This window comes from Acuticoccus sp. MNP-M23 (assembly GCF_031195445.1).
Lineage (GTDB): Bacteria > Pseudomonadota > Alphaproteobacteria > Rhizobiales > Amorphaceae > Acuticoccus.
Genome location: NZ_CP133480.1, coordinates 3,230,931 through 3,246,897, shown reverse-complemented (window position 1 = coordinate 3,246,897; position 15,967 = coordinate 3,230,931). Strand labels below are relative to the sequence as shown.

Sequence of the window (15,967 nt, the reverse complement as noted above, 5' to 3'; positions counted from 1 at the left end):
CGATGAACGCGCAGGCAAAGCCCACCCAGTACACCAACAACGACTATCTCCTGTCGGTGGAGCACCTCACCGTCTCGTTCGACGGGTTCAAGGCGGTCAACGACCTCACCTTCTACGTCGACAAGAACGAGCTTCGCGTCATCATCGGCCCCAACGGCGCCGGCAAGACCACGGTGCTCGACCTCCTTTGCGGCAAGACGCGGGCAACCACGGGCTCGGTCAAGTTCAAGGGCCGCGAACTGACCCACATGCGCGAGGACCAGATCGTCCACGCCGGCGTCGGCCGCAAGTTCCAGAACCCGTCGATCTACGAGGACCTCACCGTCTTCGAAAACCTCGAAATCTCCTACCCCAAGGGCCACGGCGTTTTCGGTTCGCTGTTTTTCAAGCGCGGCGACGATGTGGTGGCGCGGGTGGATGAAGTCGCCGAGATGATCTTCCTGGAGGATCACCTGTCCCAGAAGGCCGCCACCCTCAGCCATGGCCAGAAGCAGTGGCTCGAAATCGGGATGCTGCTGATCCAGGAGCCCGAACTCCTGATGCTGGACGAGCCGGTCGCCGGCATGTCCGTCGCCGAACGGCAGAAGACCGCCGAACTCCTGAAGAAGATCATCGAGAACCGCTCCGTCATCGTCATCGAGCACGACATGGGGTTCGTCGAGGACATCGCCCACAAGGTCACTGTCCTGCACCAGGGCCAGATCCTTGCCGAGGGTTCGATGGAGACGGTGAAGAACGATCCGAAGGTCATCGAAGTCTATCTGGGGCATTGATCATGTTGCAAAATCTGTTGCGCGCCACCAACGCCGCCCCGCCTGTCGCCATCGAAGGCAGCGCCGCCCTCCGTGTCTCCGGCCTCCACGTTGCCTACGGCGAGAGCGAGGTCATCCACGGCATCGACCTCGATGTGGCGCCTGGCGAGATCGTCGCCATCATGGGCCGCAACGGCATGGGCAAGACCACGCTCATGAAGTCGCTGATGGGGATCATCCCGTCCAGGTCGGGCACCGTGGCGGTCGGCGGCGCCAACGTCACCGGGCTGAAGAGCCACCGGCGCGTTGCGGCCGGCATCGGCTACGTGCCGCAGGGCCGGCAGATCTTCTCCACCATGACCGTGGAGGAGAACATCGAGACCGGCCTCACCGTGACCGGCAACGCCGCCGTGCCGGCTTCGATCTACGATCTCTTCCCCGTCCTCCTCGAAATGCGCAGGCGACGGGGCGGCAACCTCTCCGGCGGCCAGCAGCAGCAGCTTGCCATTGCCCGTGCGCTCGCCGCCGAGCCGAAGGTTCTGCTGCTGGACGAGCCGACCGAGGGCATCCAGCCCTCCATCATCCGCGACATGGCGCGCACGCTGAAAAAGATCCGCGACGAGCGGGGCCTCTCGGTCGTCGTGTCCGAGCAGGTGCTGTCATTTGCGCTCGATGTCGCCGACCGCGTCCTCGTGATCGAGAACGGCAGGATCGCCCACGAAAGCCCGCGCGACAGCATCGACGAGGCGAAGGTCTCCCGCTTCCTCTCCGTCTGATCCCCCAACCGGCTGCCCGTGGACGGCGGCCCGTGCCCACCCGACCCGAACGAGAAGGTAAATTCAGATGCCCGATACTCTGATCAAGATCGACCTGTCCGACAGCCCCTACACCAACGAAAAGATCCACAACCGGTGGCATCCGGACATTCCGATGGCCGACTGGGTCGAGCCGGGCGACGACTTCCGCGTCGAGACCTATGACTGGACCGGCAACCAGATCAAGAACAACGACGACGCCGCCGACGTGCGCGACGTCGACCTCAGCCAGGTCCACTTCCTGTCCGGCCCGATCGGCGTCAAGGGCGCCGAACCCGGCGACCTGCTTGTGGTCGACATCCTCGACATCGGCGCCTTCGACGCAATGACCTGGGGGTTCAACGGCTTCTTTTCCAAGAAGAACGGCGGCGGCTTCCTGACCGAGCATTTCCCCGAAGCGCAGAAGTCGATCTGGGATTTCGAGGGCATGTTCACCAGGTCGCGCCATGTGCCGGGCGTTCGGTATGCCGGTCTCATCCACCCGGGCCTCATCGGCTGCCTGCCCGACCACAAGATGCTCGACATGTGGAACACACGCGAGAAGGCGCTGTTCGACACCGATCCCGACCGGGTCCCGGCGCTGGCCACCCTGCCGGACGGCGGGCCCTCCGCCCACATGGGCAAACTCTCCGGCGAGGCGCGCGACAAGGCCGCCGCTGCCGGCGCCCGCACCGTTCCCCCGCGCGAGCATGGCGGCAACTGCGACATCAAGGATCTGTCGCGCGGGTCGAAAATCTACTTCCCCGTTTACGTCGACGGGGCCGGGCTTTCGATGGGCGACCTGCACTTCAGCCAGGGCGATGGCGAAATCACCTTCTGCGGCGCCATCGAGATGGCGGGCTGGCTGCACATCAAGGTCGATCTCATCAAGGGCGGCATGGCCAAGTACGGCGTGAAGAACCCGATCTTCCGCCCCTCCCCGATCAAGCCGAAGTACGACGACTTCCTCATCTTCGAGGGCATCTCCGTCGATGAAGGCGGCAAGCAGCATTATCTGGATGTGCACATCGCCTACCGGCAGGCCTGCCTCAACGCCATCGAGTACCTGAAGAAGTTCGGCTACACCGGCGCGCAGGCCTACGCGATCCTGGGCACAGCGCCGGTACAGGGGCACATTTCCGGCGTGGTCGACATCCCCAACGCCTGCGCCACCTTGTGGCTCCCCACCGACATCTTCGAGTTCGACATGATGCCCGGAAAGGACGGACCGAAACTCCACCTTGACGGCTCCGTCGACGTGCCGCTCGCACCGGATCTCTGACCCCATGCCCACATACGACTATCTTTGCGCCGAGCACGGCCCGTTCCAGACCCACCGGCCGATGAGCGCGTCGGCCGATCCCGTGCCCTGCCCGGCCTGCAGCGCGCCTGCCCCGCGCGCCATCCTCACCGCGCCGCAGGTGGGTTCGCTGGACGGTGCCGCCCGCCACGCCCACGGCGTGAACGAGCGCTCCGCCGACAGCCCCAAACGCCTGAGCGCCCACGGCCCCGGATGTTCGTGCTGCTCATCCGGCACGAAGAAAAGCCGCAAGACCCTCCACCGTCCCGACGGCTCCAAGTCGTTCCCGGCTGCCCGGCCGTGGATGATCTCGCACTAGAAAAGAACCGGCCGAACACCCACCCCATGCCGCGCCGCCCGGCATGGGGTGCATTCATGGCACGCGGCTGAGCGCTTGCAGCAAGGCGCACTCACTGGCTGGCCCGTCCCCCGGCATGGTGCAGCGGCTGAACGCTGTCCCGCTCCGCCAGAACGAATGGCAAGATGACGCGGCTTGGCGGTGCGGACGGATTTCCAAGCCGGCGCATGAGAAGGGATGCCGCATGGCGGCCGATTTCCTGGCGGGACAGGAACAGCGACGTCAACGCAGGTTGCCAGAGACTGGCCTCCGCAATGTCGTCGAAGCCGACCACCGAAAAGTCTGCCCCCGCCTCCCGGCCAGCGCGCCGCAGCCCCAGCATCACGCCGAACGCCACCACATCGTTGAAGCACACGCATGCGGTGATGGTGCCGTCCGCCGCGAGAAGCTGGCCGATGGCGGCCATGCCGAACTCCCGCGTTGCAGGCCCGTCAACCACGATCGACGCGTCGAACGCCAGCCCCGCCTCCTCCAGCGCGCGACCGTAGCCGCCAAGCCGGTCGCGCCCGGTCGCAATCTTGCGGTTGATGCCGACCATGGCGATCCGCCGGTGGCCAAGGGCAATGAGGTGCGCTGTCGCGCTGCGCATTCCGTCAAGGTTCGCCCCGCCGACATAGTCCGCGTCAACGCCCGGCATGTCGCGCGAGAAGAGGACCAGAGGCAGCCCGCTGTCCTGCACGTCGCGAATGGTCGCCGGATCGGTGCCCGCCGAGGGGCACAGGATGATGCCGTCGACATTGTATTCGCGGAATGTCTCGATGAATTCGGCCTGCCGCTCCGGCGTTTCCTGCGAGTTGCCGAAGAGGACCACCCGGCCGATCCGCGTCATCTCCTCCTGCACCGCCGCAACGATCTCCGCAAAATAGGGGTTGGTGAGATCGTTGACGACAATGCCCACAGTGTGGGTGGAGGCCGTGCGCAGGCTGGCAGCGCCCCTGTTGTAGACGTAGCCGAGTTCGCGTGCGGCAGCTTCGATCCGCTCGCGCGTCTGTTTGGGGATGGAGGGGTGGCGGCGCAGCGCCAGCGAGACCGTTGCGCGCGACAGGCCCACTTTCTGCGCGATTTCGATCAGGCGAACCTTCCGGGGCGAGCCACCCGGCTTCGGGTCATCGGCCATCCGGGGCAATCTTCGGATCGAACGGCGCCCTCGCCTTCGCACTGCCGAAGCGCCACGCGGCAAGCGGCTTCTCCGGCCCGGCTGATCCATCAAGGGAAGGTGCGGGCCGCCCGATGTGGCCAAGCGCCATCATACCCTCGCGATGTGCATGCCGCCGTCCACATGGATGATGTCGCCGGTGGAGAAGGAAAGCTGGCCGCTCGCCAGCAACGCGGCCGCCTTGCCGACTTCCGACGGTTCGCCCCAGCGGTTGACCGGCGTGAAGTCGCCGCGCGCGTAAAGCCCGTCGTACCGTTCGCGCGCTACGGCGGTCATTGCCGTGCGGATGACGCCGGGGCGGATCTCGTAGGCGCCGATCCCGGCCTCGGCAAGGCGCACGGCGTAAAGCTTGGTCATCATCGAAAGCGCCGACTTCGAGAGGCAATATTCGGCGCGGTCAGGCGAAGCGGCGAATGCGTTGGCCGACGACACGGTGATGATGGTGCGGCCATGTCCATCGCCCGCGGCGGCATCCTCCAGCATCCGGCGGGCAACGGCCTGGGTGAGAAAGAACGTGCCGCGCAGGTTGACGCCGACAACACGATCGAAGCTTTCCGGCGTCACGTCCAGCATGTCACCCCGCGTCCTGACCGAAATGCCGGCATTGTTGACGAGGCACGCCAGCGGCCCGAACGCGGCGGCCGCGTCCACCATCGCGTCGTGGCTCGCAACATCGGCAATGTCGCCCGCAACAGGCGTGGCACGCCGGCCCGCGGCGCGCACCGCAGCCAGTGTGTCCACCAGCCCGTCGGCGGTGAGGTCGTTGGCCGCAATATCGAAACCGGCCTTTGCCAGCGCAATGGCGATGGCCTGGCCGATGCCCCGGCCGGCCCCCGTAACCAGCGCGACCTTGCGGTGTGAGTCAGCGTCCATTCGGCTCCTCCGCCAGCAGGCCCCGCGCGGTCATGTCGGCGGCGTTCGTCCCTTCCCGGGCCATCTTCAACCTCATCGTCCCGCGCACGCAGCTCGGCTGCGGGGCTTGCACAGCGTCAGGCCCCATCACATAATTGCACTTACTAGATCGATCTAGCGGATCAAGATCAAGCACAATCAAGAATCCGATCCGGGGAGAAAACCATGCCCGTTCACCAGCTTTGCGCGACCCTTTGCACCGCCCGCCGCTCCCGACCGGTGCCGCACGGCCAAAGGCGCGGGTGAGCGCAATGCAGATCGATGTGATGACACCCGAGGCGATTGCCGCCGAAATTGCGGATGGGGCGACCATCGCGGTCACCGGCTCCGGCGGCGGAATGCTGGAAGCCGACACCATCTATGCCGCGATGGAAGCAAGGTTCCTGGCAACCGGCCACCCGCGGGACCTGACGCTGATACACGCGCTGGGCATTGGCGACCGCAAGACGCTCGGCACCAACCGCTTTGCGCACGACGGCATGGTCCGCCGCGTCATCGGCGGGCACTGGACGTGGTCGAAGCCCATGCAGGCGCTGGCGAAAACAAACCGGATCGAGGCCTATTCCCTCCCAAGCGGCGTCATCAGCCTGCTTTTGCGCGAAAGCGGTGCGGGCCGCCCCGGCCTCATCACCAGAACGGGGCTCGGCACGTTCGTCGACCCCCTCCACGGCGGCGGCAGGGTCAACGCCGCCGCGGTGGACGACATTGTGGAGCGGGTGGAGCTTGGCGGCGAAACCTACCTTCGCTACCTGCCGCTGAAGGTGGACGTGGCAATCATCAAGGGCACCTTCGCCGACACGTCCGGCAACATTTCGATGATGGACGAACCGGCCGACCTCGATTCCTTTGCGGTGGCACTGGCAGGCCACAATTGCGGCGGCCGCGTTTACGTTCAGGTTCGCGACCGGGTTCAGACCGGCTCGCTCCGCCCGCGCGAGGTGAGCCTCCCCGGCATTCTGGTCGATGCCATCACCCTTTGTCCGGCGCAGGACCAGACCTACCGCGGCGGTTATGACCCGGCGCTGGCAGGGCGCGTGCGCACCACACTCGTGCCGGAACAGACGGACGCTGCAGGTGGCCCCAAGCGCGTCATCGCGCTGCGCGCCGCCATGGAGCTTTCGCCCGGCGCATGCGTCAATTTCGGCTTTGGGGCATCGGCCGGCGTTGCCGAAATCATCAGCGAACGCGACGCATTCGACCAATACTGGACGACCATAGAGCAAGGCATTCACGGTGGCTCGATGCTGACCGGCGACATGTTCGGCATGGCGGTCAACCCGGTGGCGATCCTCCCCGCCTCCAACCAGTTCGATTTTTACCATGGCGGCGGACTCGACGCCGCCTTCCTCGGCATTGCCGAGGTGGATGCCACCGGCAACGTCAACGTCAGCCACATCGGCGGCGAGATTGTCGGCCCCGGCGGCTTCATCGACATCACGCAGAACGCAAAGAAAGTGGTGTTCTGCGGCACGTTCGATGCCAGGGGCTCGAAGGTGGACGTGGCCAACGGCAGCATCCGGATCGAGCGAGACGGCGAGATCCGCAAGTTCGTGCCCAGCGTTGCCGCCATCACCTTCTCCGGCGCGGAGGCTCTGGCACGCGGGCAGGAGGTTTTCTACGTGACCGAACGCGCCGTCTTCCGCCTCGGCCCCGACGGGGTGGAGCTGATGGAAATTGCACCCGGCGCCGACCTTGATCGCGATATTCTGGCGCGGATGGAATTTGCGCCCGTGGTGCGGAACGTCAAACCGATGTCGGAGGCTCTGTTTCGCGCATGACCGGATCCCTTGAAATCACCGACCGCGGCCCGGTTCGCCAGCTTGCGATGACCGGCGTGCCAAGCCGCGGCAACCCGCTCTCGGTGGCGCTGATTGCCGCCCTCCACAGCGCCGTTCTGGCGGCCGAAGCCGATCCCGCCATCCGCGTGATGGTGCTGACGGGGACGGAGCGCTTCTTCTCCGTCGGCGCGGACCTGCGGGACGTGGACAAGCTCACCGCAACGGATGCGGTTCTGGCGAACTGGCTGAACGAATTCGACAGGATCGCCCGTTGCGCCAAGCCGATCGTGGCAGCGGTGCGCGGCCATGCCGTGGGCGGCGGCTTCGAACTGGCGCTCACATGCGACATGATCGTTGCCGCCGAAGATGCCGCCATGTCGCTCCCCGAAACCGGCATCGGCGTCATCCCCGGACAGGGCGGAACGCAGCGCATCCTCCAGCTTGCCGGCCGGGCCATTGCCGCCGACCTCGTCCTCACCGGGCGCATCCTGTCGGGGGTGGAAGCACGGGAGCTCGGGATTGTCGCCCGCACGGCGCCGGCTGCAGATGTGCTTGCCACCGCGCACGAGGTGGCAGACGCCATTGCCGCACGCAGCGAACCCGCGGTCCGCTTCGCGCGTGAAATCCTTCGCGAGGCGAGCGAAGGGCACCTCCAGCAGACACTGCGGATGGAGCGCCTGTTCGCCTCCCTCATCCTCGATACGGACGAGCGCCGCCAGCGGGTCGGCGATTTCCTGAAGAAGCGAGGCCGGTAAACCGCACGCCCAGCCTTCACCAACCAGCTGCAATCGGATACGCCGCAGGTCCCATCAGGCGACAGGAGTGCACGATGCTGCCGTGGATACCGCTTGCGACGGCAACCGCTCCGGGCGGCGGCGCACTCAGGCTCCTGCGGCGGGGCGACGAGTTTTCCATTCGCCTTTCAGACGGCAACGAGCTGATGAACAGCAGGCTCGGCGGTTCGGAGGAAGCGCTCGCCACCCTTGCGATGGAGCGCCTTGGCGAGCGCCCCGCTCCGCACGTTCTGATCGGGGGTCTCGGCATGGGGTTCACCCTGCGCGCGGCGCAATCGGTCGCGCCGCCGGGTGCCCGTCTGGTCGTGTCCGAAATCGTGCCGGAGCTGATCGACTGGGCCGGCGCACACATGGCGGCCGTCTTCGGCGAATGCCTGGCCGACCCGCGCGTGCGTGTGGAAACCGGCGATGTCCGGACTGCCATCCGCGAGGCATCCGGCACCTACGACGCCATCCTGCTTGACGTGGACAACGGCCCCGACGGCCTCACCCGCCCGGAGAATGACGCGCTCTACGCCGACAAAGGGCTTCTTGCCACACGCCGTGCACTGACGGCGGGCGGCGTCCTTGCCGTCTGGTCTGCCGCACCGGACCAGGCATTTTCGGCCCGCCTTGCCCGCTGCGGCTTCAGCGTCAGCACCCGGACCGTCCGGGCCGGCCGCACCAGGCGCGGCGGCCGCCACACCATCTGGCTTGCCGAAAAGGCACGCTGACTCTGCCCCGGTCAGGCGGCGTGCGCGTCGTCTATCCCGGAGATGGCCTGGATCAGGTTGTCCTCCGTCACCTCGTCGGTTTCGAAGGTGCGGCTGATCCGGCCGTGGTACATCGCGATGATCCGGTCCGATACGTGCAGCACCTCCGGCATCTCGGAGGAGATGACGATCACTGCGTATCCCTCCGCCGCCAGCTTGCGGATGATGTTGTGGATCTCCGACTTCGAGCCGACGTCGATGCCGCGGGTCGGCTCGTCGACAATCAGCACCTTCGGCTTCATGGCGAGCCACTTACCGATGACGATCTTCTGCTGGTTGCCGCCGGACAGATTCTTTGCCTGCTGGCGCCAGCCCGGCGTGCGGATGTCGAGGAGGGTCTTGTAGCGGTCGAAAATCTCGATCTCGTCGCCGTGGGACACGAACGGGCCGGCGGTCATCCCATCCACCTGCGGCAGGGTGATGTTGTCGCGCCCGTTCATGCCGAGCACCAGCCCCTGCCCCTTCCGGTCCTCCGGGACGAGGCTGATGCCATTGGCGATGGCGTCGACCGGCGAGGCCATGCGCGTCTCCACCCCGTCCAGCCAGATGGAACCTGCGGTCGGTTCGCGAAGGCCGAACAGCGTCTCCGCAATCTCGGTCCGCCCCGCGCCGACAAGGCCGTAAAACCCGACCACCTCGCCCCGGCGCACCGAAAACGATACGTCGGAGAAAAGCTTGCCGCAGGACAGCCCCTTCACCTCCAGCGCCACATCGCCGAGAGCATGGTCGGACACGCTGCGCGAAAGGTCCAGCGCGCGACCGATCATCAGCTGCGTGACCTCGTTCTCGTCAGTCTCGGCGGTGGTGAGCGTGCCGCGGAACTGCCCGTCGCGCAGGACCGTGATCCGATCGGTGATCTTGAAGATCTCCTCCATCCGGTGGGAGATGTAGATGATCCCGACACCCGATGCCTTGAGATCGGCAATCACGTCGAACAGCACGACCTTTTCAGCGTCGGTGAGCGATGCGGTGGGCTCGTCGAAGATGACCGCCTTGGCGTGGTGGGTCAGCGCACGAGCGATCTCGACCATCTGCTGGTTGGCGATGGAGAGCGTGCCGACGCGGGTTCGCGCGTCGAAGCTGACATTCAATTTAGAGAGGATGGCGTCGGTGGCGTCGAACAGCTGCTTGAAGTCCACCCGGCCGAACGATTTGCGCGGCAGTTCGCCAAGGTAGATATTTTCCGCCACCGAAAGCTCGGTCGCCAGCGAAAGCTCTTGGTGGATGAAGATGATACCCTTGGCCTTGGCCGCCAGGGGCGTCGCCATCCGCACCTCGGCATCATCCACGATGATCTTCCCGCCGTTGGGCTGGTACACCCCGCCAAGACACTTCATCAGCGTGGACTTGCCGGCGCCGTTCTCCCCCATCAGCGCATGGACTTCGCCAGGCAGGACGGAGAAGGACACATCGTCGAGCGCACGCACGCCGGGGAAAGTCTTGGTGATGCCCTCCAGCCGAAGAGCCGGTTTCAAATCGGTCATACCCTGAGCGCCTCCTTGCCCTTCACGTCGAGCTGGCGGTCGAGGAAGAGGACCGCGATGAGAATGATGCCGATGACGAGGTTCACGGTCTCGGTGTCGGCGCCGATGTGGCCGAGCCCCTTGCGCAGGAGCTGGATGGCGATGACCCCGCCCAGCGTCGAGATGATCGACCCCGAGCCGCCGGTGAGCTTGGTGCCGCCGAGGACGACCGCGGTGATGGCCCAAAGCTCGTAAAGGGTCCCGTCGTTGGGGTTCACCGAGCCGCTTTCGGAGTAGAACACCACCGCCGACAGCGCAGCCAGAAGGCCGATCAGCATGAAGTTGATCATCATGTGCGGACCGACGCGGATGCCGGCATTGACGGCCGCCTCGCGGTTGTCGCCGATGGCGTAAGCGTTCCGGCCGTGGACGGTGAAGCGCATCATGAACCACAGGACCAGCGTGGCGCCGACGAGGAACCATGTGGGCGTGGACAGGCCGAGGAAATGGGCCTCGGAAAAGTCGATCAGCGTCCAGTTCAGCTCCGAGGTGGGTTGCTCGCCGTTAATCATGAACACGAGGCCGCGGAAGCCGAGCATGGACCCCAGCGTGACGATGAACGCGTCGACGCCCGTCTTCCAGACGATCAGCCCGTTGACCGCGCCAAGCAGAAGACCGGTGCCGAGCGCGGCGGCCCACGCGACGATGATGGCGCCGACATCGCCCAGCGCCTGCACCGAGGGAAGACCCAGAACGGTGAGAAGCACGATGGCCGCCAGCGCGAAGATGGCGCCGACCGAAAGGTCGATGTTGCCGTTGATCATGACGACGGTCATGCCCAGCGCGATGATGCCGATGGGGGCCGATTGCTTGATGAGAAGCAGCATGTTGTCGGGCTGCAGGAAGGCGCTGTCGGTGACGGAGATCGCATCACCGACGATGGAGAAGAAGGCCAGCTCGATCAGGATGAACGCCCAGATCGCGCCGCGCTTCAGAAAGGTGGACAGGCTGCCGGGTTGCATGGGTTGCCTCCTCAAGCGATCGGTGACAGGAGCCGGCCGCGCTTGGCCGCCACGTCCAGCCACACCGCCAGGATGATGATGATCCAGGTAACCACGTACTGGGCGTAGAACTGGAGCCCGGCAATGAGCAGTCCGTTCTGGATGAAGCCCAGAATGAGAACGCCGATGACGGTCTTGAAGATGGTGCCCGAGCCGCCGAGCAAGGATGCGCCGCCGAGGATGACGGCGGCGAGAACTTCAAGTTCCAGCCCCTGCCCCACAGTATTCTGGGAGCCCAGCGAGCGGGACGCCTGGAGGATGCCGGCAACGCCCACGCACCCTGCCGAAATGAGGTAGCAGAAGAACACCGTGCGGGCCCGGCGAACGCCAGAGAAGGTTGCCGCCGTACCGTTGCCGCCAACCGCGTAGACCTTGCGGCCAAAGGGCGTTCTGGCGAGGAGAATTGTCAGGAGCACGGCAAGGGCTGCAAAGATGATGATCGGCATCGGCAGGCCGAGAATGTCGCCCTGGCCGAAGAAGGCGAACCAGGTGCCGTCCTTGTCGGCAATGTCCATGTTCTTGCCGCCCGAATAGGTGAGCGTCAGCCCGTGAATCGCCGATAGCATGCCGAGGGTCACAATCAGCGAGTTCAGCTTGAGATAGCCGATCAGGAAGCCGTTGATGGCCCCCAGCGCCAGCGTCATGACGAACATGCCGGGGATCGCCAGAAGCGGCCCCAGCCGGTCGTGAAGGTCGAGCACCACAATGGTGGAAAAGCTCATCATGGAGCCGACCGAAAGATCGAGGTTGCCGGAAATCACCACGAAGGTGACGCCCAGCGCCATCACGCCGAGAATTGCCGAGGACCGCACCACGCCCATGACATTGTCCGGGCTGAGGAAGCGGGGCGAGACGATGGTAAAGCCGATCATGAAGACGGCAAAGGCAATGAGGATGCCCTGTGAGGCCAGGATCTGGCCCCAGTTGCGCCCCGGTCCCGCCTCCTGTGCGGGCGCGGCGGGGCGCTGATTTGGTGGATTGGGGTTTGCGGTGTTGTCGGCGGCATGATCCGTCATACGAGTGTCATCCCCCCGTCGATCATCACGATCTGGCCCGTCATGTAATCGCTGTCCCTGGAGGCGAGGAACGTGGTGGTGCCGGTGATGTCACCGGGAACCGCAACGCGTCCGCGCAAGATGTTGGCTGAAAACTCTTCCATCGCCTGGCCCGGCCTTTCGGCAGCGCCGATCTCCATCAGGTCGCGGTCGACCTCTTCCCACATCTCCGTGGCGACGACGCCCGGCGCAAAACCGGTGACGGTGATGTTGTGGCGCGCAAGATCGCGCGCGGCAGACTGGGTGAGCGAGACTACCGCCCACTTGGACGCGCAGTAGGGCGCGACGTTGTCGAAGCCCTGGCGGCTCGCGACCGAGGCGGTGTTGACGATCTTGCCGCCCCCGCCTTGGGCAATCATCTGGCGGGCCGCCTCCTGAATGCCGATGAGGCAGCCGAGGCCGTTGACGCCCATGATGAAATTCCAGTTGGACTCGTCAACGTCCATGAAGCGCATGGGCTTGTTGACGCCGGCGTTGTTGAACTTCACGTCCAGCCGGCCGAACCGCTCCACGGTGCGGGCAATCATCTCGCGCACCTGGTCGCGTTCGCGCACGTCAACGGCAATGCCCATGGCGTTGCCGCCCCGTCCGTCTGCCTTTGCACTGGCAGCGTCGGCGACCCTGGCCGCCTTGTCGCCGTCGAGGTCGGCAAAGCAGACGCTTGCGCCCTCAGCCAGCAACGCCTCACCGATGGCGCGACCGATGCCGCGTGCGGCGCCCGTCACGAGACAGACACGGTCCGTGACCCTGCCCATAGCGCCCTCCCACTGTTTTATATAGTCTTTTGGAGAGGGGCACCTCGGCGCCCCTCCCGGTCTCGAAGGGTCAAAAAGCCGGCTCAGAACACCGGCTTGGTGTAGTCCTTCATGTTGTCCTGGGTGATCTTCGGCGTGTCGAAATAGTTGAGGAACGGCACGTCCTTGCCGTCCAGCACGTCGAGCGCAGTCTGGAGTGCGGCCTTCGCATCGTCCACCGGCGACTGGTAGATCGAGCCCCAGTAGTCGCCCGCGCTCATCGCGTCGTAGCCAACGGCGAAGTTGGTGGCGCCCACGAACACGATGTCACCGGCACGGCCGGCAGCCTTGGCGGCGTTCAGCGCGCCAACGCCCATGTTGTCATCGCCGGCATAAACACCGTCGATGTCGTCGTACTTGATGAGGAAGGCTTCCATCACCTGCTGCGACTTTTCGCGGTTCCAGTCGCCCGGCTGGGTCTCCATCAGGGTCACGTTGGGGCACACTTCCGGCAGGCGGTCCTCAAAGCCCTTCGCCCGCTCGATGGCGGTGGTGTAGCCCGGCTGACCCGAAACCTGGACAATCTGCGCCTCGTTCTCGGTGCCTTCGGCCTTGAACTTGTCGCACATGATTTCGGCAGCGTAGCGGCCTTGCGTGATGTTGTCGGGGCCGGAGAAGGACGCCACGAAGTCGAAGCCCGGCTCGGCGATGTTGGAATTGGTGACCACCACGGGGATGCCGGCCTGCTTGGCCTTGCGCACAGCGGGGATGACCGCCTCGCCATTGGTCGGCCAGATGATGATGGCATCCACGTCCTGCTGGATGAGGTCTTCGATCTGGGCGATCTGGCGGGCCACGTCGCCGCCGGCATCCAGAACGACCGTGTCGACCTTGTCGTTGGCGCCCGCCGCTTCGATGAACGCCTGCTCATACGTGGTCTGGTAGCTGTCCACGCCGACATTGTTCTGCGTGATGCCGATGGTGAATGCCTTGTCCTGTGCCAGAGCAGCGCCGGCAAAGGTTACCAGTGCCGTGGTGGCGGCCAGCGTAAGTGCGGTCTTCTTCATTAATCGTCCTCCCCAAGTGTGTTCGCAATCAAGTCTCACCAGCCCGCGACGTCTGTGTTCGCGGCGCTGGAGCGATGGCGGCCAACTTGCCGTGTTTGCCGCCACGAGCGTGCGTCCAATTTATCCATTTTGGATGCCTGTGTATTCGTTTTGAATATTTTGAATGTATCACCGGAGTTCGACTTCCAACACGTTCGGACGGACAGCAATGCGCACCCCCAAGAAATCCAAATTGGATCTTTCAAAAGAAATGCCGACCGGAGACCTTCTCCCCCGCGACGATACGCCGGCCCAGGGCGTTATCGGGCAGGCACGCGTGCGGCAGGTCATGACGTTCCTCGGCGATCTCGGTGTCGAGCTCGATGCACTTCTGGAGCTCGAACAGCCCAATCCACGCCTTAAAATCCTGTCCCACCTGATGCTCAGCCATCTGGAAGGCCGGCAGGTCACACCATCCTCGGCCATCGCGGCCTCCGGCGTTCCCTATGCAACGGCCACACGCCGTCTTGCCGAGCTTGTCGAAAGCGGGCTGATCGACCAGCGCGCGAAAACGAAGTCCGGCAAGAGCTTCACCCTTCACCCGTCCGAAACGCTGATCGACCGCTGGGACCAGCTCGCCTCCCGCGTGCCGCGGCTGGCCGCCCGCCTGGTGACCGACCGGTACGACGACTATTTTTTCGGCGCCAGCTACAACGCGACCCGCACCATCGGGCCGGTCCCCGCGATCGCAGAGCCGCTGCAGCTTGCCGGCGGCCTGCGCATCCTCGTCCACGGCGACCCGACCTTCATGGTCATGGGCAACCTCAAGCGCCAGTTTCAGCAGATCATCGGCACGGAGATCCACCAGCGCGCCTTCTCCATCGACAGGCTGCGCGAAGAGGCCCTTCGCAACGCAGAGCGCCGGCAAAGCCGCTACGACATCATCGCGGTGGACCTTCCCTGGATCGGCGAGTTCGCCGAGCGCGGCGTTCTTGCCCCGCTGGACGATTTCGTCGAGACCGCAAAGCTCGACCCGCCGGACTTCCACACCGCCGGCTGGCAGGCGAGCCACTGGGGCGACCGCCCTTACGGCGTTCCGGTGCAGACCACCCCGGAAGTGTTGTTCTACCGGCGCGACCTGTTCGCAGAAGCAGGTTTTGCCCCACCGCAGACCACCGACGAGCTGCTCGCCGCCGCCCGCCATTTCCACAAGCCCGACCAGGGCCGCTACGGCATTGCCTGGAACGGTGCACGCGGCACCGCGCTCGGCCACCAGTTCATGATGATCTGCGCAGACTTCGGCGCCACCGTGATCGACCTGCCGAAGATCGCCGGCGGCTTCAACGCCACGCACCTGGAAGGCGGCTCCTACCACGGCGGCTTCGATGCGCCCGAAGCGCTGGAAGCAGCAGAGTACATGCTTGAGCTCCTGCGTTATTCGCCGCCGGAAATCCTGTCGATGAGCTGGTACGAGCGCGTGCGCCCCTACGGCACCGGCAAGGTGCCGATGGCGTTCGGCTACACCCTCGTCGCCCCCTATTTCGACCTTGATCCGGACTCGCCCGCGCACGGCAAGACCGGCTACCTCCCCCACCCCGCAAAGCCCGGCCGCACCAACGTCGCCCCCGTGGGCGGCTACGTTCTGGGGATACCGACGAACCTTGCGCCGGAACGCCGCGAAGCAGTCGCCGACGCCCTCGTCACCTTCACCTCGCCCGAAGCGCAGAAGCTTTACGTCCTCAACGGCTCGCGCACCGTGCCGCGCTACTCGGTCAGCGCCGATCCCGAGGTGCGGCGCCTGTCGCCCATCTTCGAAGCCATCGAAGGGATGAGCTGGCGCGACGAGCTCCAGTTCTGGCCGCGCCCTCCGATCCCGCAGATCAGCGAAATCATCCGCATCTGCGGCGAAGGCATCCACGACATGCTGCGCGGCCTCATCACAGCCCCGGACGCGCTGGCGCGCATCCAGGAACGGACGGAAACGACCCTCGCCACCAGTCCCTGAGAGAGAA

15 protein-coding genes are annotated in these 15,967 nt (G+C 65.3%); 8 read left to right on the top strand and 7 right to left on the bottom strand.

Features of this window, described 5'->3' with window-relative positions:
- Positions 1-2: 2 nt before the first annotated feature.
- The 4 genes from urtD (at position 3) to RDV64_RS14965 (ending at position 3,165) form a co-directional block, all read left to right on the top strand.
- Positions 3-773 carry an urea ABC transporter ATP-binding protein UrtD gene (gene urtD, locus RDV64_RS14980; RefSeq protein ID WP_309195722.1) on the top strand — a complete coding sequence of 257 codons (771 nt, stop codon included), beginning with the start codon at positions 3-5 and terminating at the stop codon, positions 771-773.
- A 2-nt stretch (positions 774-775) separates the two neighbouring features.
- Entirely contained in the window at positions 776-1,528 is a 753-nt protein-coding gene (gene urtE, locus RDV64_RS14975; protein WP_309195721.1) for an urea ABC transporter ATP-binding subunit UrtE, read from the top strand.
- Between the two features lie 67 nt (positions 1,529-1,595).
- Positions 1,596-2,828, top strand: coding sequence for a formamidase (fmdA, locus tag RDV64_RS14970; RefSeq protein WP_309195720.1), 1,233 nt, complete (start codon positions 1,596-1,598; stop codon positions 2,826-2,828).
- A 4-nt stretch (positions 2,829-2,832) separates the two neighbouring features.
- Positions 2,833-3,165, top strand: a complete 333-nt coding sequence (locus tag RDV64_RS14965; protein WP_309195719.1) for a zinc ribbon domain-containing protein — start codon at positions 2,833-2,835, stop codon at positions 3,163-3,165.
- 91 nt (positions 3,166-3,256) lie between these two features.
- Here RDV64_RS14965 and RDV64_RS14960 read toward each other — a convergent pair whose 3' ends face one another.
- Together RDV64_RS14960 and RDV64_RS14955 are read right to left on the bottom strand one after the other, a co-directional pair.
- Entirely contained in the window at positions 3,257-4,321 is a 1,065-nt protein-coding gene (locus RDV64_RS14960; RefSeq protein ID WP_309195718.1) for a LacI family DNA-binding transcriptional regulator, read from the bottom strand.
- 129 nt (positions 4,322-4,450) lie between these two features.
- The gene (locus tag RDV64_RS14955) at positions 4,451-5,233 is read right to left on the bottom strand and encodes a 3-ketoacyl-ACP reductase (protein WP_309195717.1); all 783 of its coding nucleotides are present in this window, start codon (positions 5,231-5,233) and stop codon (positions 4,451-4,453) included.
- Between the two features lie 290 nt (positions 5,234-5,523).
- On the opposite strand from RDV64_RS14955, the gene RDV64_RS14950 reads away from it, so the two are divergent.
- The 3 genes from RDV64_RS14950 (at position 5,524) to RDV64_RS14940 (ending at position 8,557) form a co-directional block, all read left to right on the top strand.
- Positions 5,524-7,050 (top strand): CoA-transferase, encoded by a 1,527-nt coding sequence (locus RDV64_RS14950; RefSeq protein ID WP_309195716.1) that lies wholly within the window; start codon positions 5,524-5,526, stop codon positions 7,048-7,050.
- The gene (locus RDV64_RS14945; protein ID WP_309195715.1) at positions 7,047-7,805 is read left to right on the top strand and encodes an enoyl-CoA hydratase/isomerase family protein; all 759 of its coding nucleotides are present in this window, start codon (positions 7,047-7,049) and stop codon (positions 7,803-7,805) included. The genes RDV64_RS14950 and RDV64_RS14945 overlap by 4 nt, the downstream gene beginning before the upstream one ends.
- 74 nt (positions 7,806-7,879) lie before the next feature.
- Positions 7,880-8,557: a spermidine synthase gene (locus RDV64_RS14940; protein WP_309195714.1), complete on the top strand. Its 678-nt coding sequence runs from the start codon at positions 7,880-7,882 to the stop codon at positions 8,555-8,557.
- Between the two features lie 11 nt (positions 8,558-8,568).
- On the opposite strand, the gene RDV64_RS14935 is transcribed toward RDV64_RS14940, so the two are convergent.
- The 5 genes from RDV64_RS14935 to RDV64_RS14915 form a co-directional block, all read right to left on the bottom strand.
- Positions 8,569-10,080 carry a sugar ABC transporter ATP-binding protein gene (locus RDV64_RS14935; protein ID WP_309195713.1) on the bottom strand — a complete coding sequence of 504 codons (1,512 nt, stop codon included), beginning with the start codon at positions 10,078-10,080 and terminating at the stop codon, positions 8,569-8,571.
- Positions 10,077-11,081, bottom strand: coding sequence for an ABC transporter permease (locus tag RDV64_RS14930; RefSeq protein WP_309195712.1), 1,005 nt, complete (start codon positions 11,079-11,081; stop codon positions 10,077-10,079). The genes RDV64_RS14935 and RDV64_RS14930 overlap by 4 nt, the downstream gene beginning before the upstream one ends.
- Before the next feature lie 11 nt (positions 11,082-11,092).
- Entirely contained in the window at positions 11,093-12,136 is a 1,044-nt protein-coding gene (locus tag RDV64_RS14925) for an ABC transporter permease (protein ID WP_309195711.1), read from the bottom strand.
- The gene (locus RDV64_RS14920) at positions 12,133-12,930 is read right to left on the bottom strand and encodes an SDR family oxidoreductase (protein ID WP_309195710.1); all 798 of its coding nucleotides are present in this window, start codon (positions 12,928-12,930) and stop codon (positions 12,133-12,135) included. Before RDV64_RS14920 ends, RDV64_RS14925 begins: the two co-directional genes overlap by 4 nt.
- A gap of 83 nt (positions 12,931-13,013) precedes the next feature.
- Positions 13,014-13,976, bottom strand: a complete 963-nt coding sequence (locus RDV64_RS14915) for a sugar ABC transporter substrate-binding protein (RefSeq protein ID WP_309195709.1) — start codon at positions 13,974-13,976, stop codon at positions 13,014-13,016.
- Between the two features lie 232 nt (positions 13,977-14,208).
- Between RDV64_RS14915 and RDV64_RS14910 the strand changes: the two genes are divergently transcribed.
- Positions 14,209-15,960 carry an extracellular solute-binding protein gene (locus RDV64_RS14910; RefSeq protein WP_309195708.1) on the top strand — a complete coding sequence of 584 codons (1,752 nt, stop codon included), beginning with the start codon at positions 14,209-14,211 and terminating at the stop codon, positions 15,958-15,960.
- The last annotated feature ends 7 nt before the right edge of the window (positions 15,961-15,967 follow it).